The 1344-nt window shown below is 75.7% G+C and carries 2 protein-coding genes and 1 pseudogene; all 3 read right to left on the bottom strand.

Features of this window, described 5'->3' with window-relative positions; genetic code table 11:
- Window positions 1-319, bottom strand: a pseudogene (locus ABZV94_RS41640) (M56 family peptidase); the annotation flags it as partial.
- Window positions 320-325: 6 nt separating this feature from the next.
- The gene (locus ABZV94_RS41635) at window positions 326-724 is read right to left on the bottom strand and encodes a BlaI/MecI/CopY family transcriptional regulator (protein ID WP_356350313.1); all 399 of its coding nucleotides are present in this window, start codon (window positions 722-724) and stop codon (window positions 326-328) included.
- Between the two features lie 49 nt (window positions 725-773).
- A partial coding sequence (locus ABZV94_RS41630) for a PepSY domain-containing protein (protein ID WP_356350311.1) occupies window positions 774-1344 on the bottom strand: 571 nt, incomplete at its 5' end.

The following is a 1344-nucleotide window of genomic DNA, read 5'->3' as shown; positions in this document are numbered from 1 at the left end:
GCCGCCACAGGGTGCGGGCGCAGGCGGCGGCGACCGCGGCGAGCGCGGGGATGGCGGCCCGGCCGGCCACCTCGTCGTGCGGGACGGCGGCCCGCACCTCCGGGTCGGACCAGCCGTCCGGCAGCGGATTGCCGGGCAGTTGGGCGGTGCCGACCACCATGAGCAGGGCCAGGCACAGCGTGCTGCACACGGCCATGACGACGGCGACCGCGGTCAGCAGCCGGGTGGCGGTGCGCGGGTGCAGCCGGGTCTCGGCGAGCCGGGCGACGGGCCACGCGGACAGCGGCAGCACCAGCGGCAGGAAGACGAAGACCCCCATGAGCGGTCAGTTCTCCGTGCCGCCGGCGTCCGGGCCGGGGATGTCGAGCAGGGCCCGCAGCACCTGTTCGTCGCCGGGCGGCAGGGCGGTGACGAAGCTGGCCAGGACCGCCTCGCGGTCCCGTTCGCCGTCCAGCAGGCGGCGCATGCGCAGCGCGGCCAGCCGGGCCACGTCGGCCGTCGGTGTCCACAGGAAGGACCGGCCGTGCCGTTCCCGGGCGACGACGTCCTTGGCGAGCAGCCGGGTCAGGATGGTGACGACGGTGGTGTAGGCGAGGTCACCGCCGAGGCGCTGCTGCACCCAGGCCGCGGTGACCGGTCCGTCCGCCTCGCGCAGCGCGCCGAGGACCTGGCCCTCCAGTTCGCCCTGCCCGCGCCGCCGGGCCCGGCCGCCGTCCCTCGTCATCCGTGCTTCCTCCCCCGTCCTGCTTGGCTCGCTCACCCGCCGTTCCACGCTACTTCACGCCACTGACACTCCCGTAGGTGCGGCGCCCGCGCCGGTGCGCGATCTCGCCGAGGAGGATGTCGACGGCGAGGAAGCAGGCCAGCGGGATGCCGAGCAGCGGCACGAACCAGCCGAGCACGGCGACGGCCGCGAGCGCCGGGACGAGGAGGTACGGCGGCACCTCGGCCCAGGCGCCGCGCGGCAGGGGCCGGCCGAAGGCGGTGCCCCGGCCGCGCTGCCACCACATGCGGTAGCCCCAGACGATGAGCAGGATCAGGGCGAGCGCGAGCAGCGCGAGGGCGATCTGGTTGACGAGCCCGAAGAGGACCCCGGTGTGCAGGTCGATGCCCCAGCGGGTGAGCTTGGCGAGCACCGGGTGATCGGCGAACCGCAGTGCGTCGGTGACCCGGCCGGTGGCGGGGTCGACGGCGACGGAGTCCTGCTTCTCGGGCCAGCTGCGCTGGATCTGCCGGACGACGTACGCGCTGTCCGCGTCCGCGGGCGGCACGATCTCCACCGGGTCGCCGAGCCCCTTCGCGCGGGCCGCGGCGAGGACCCGGTCCAGGCCCACGCCGTGCTCC

The organism is Streptomyces sp. NPDC004658, assembly GCF_040609555.1.
In the GTDB taxonomy this organism is placed as follows: Bacteria; Actinomycetota; Actinomycetes; order Streptomycetales; family Streptomycetaceae; genus Streptomyces.
This window is presented reverse-complemented; position numbering and strand designations above follow the sequence as displayed.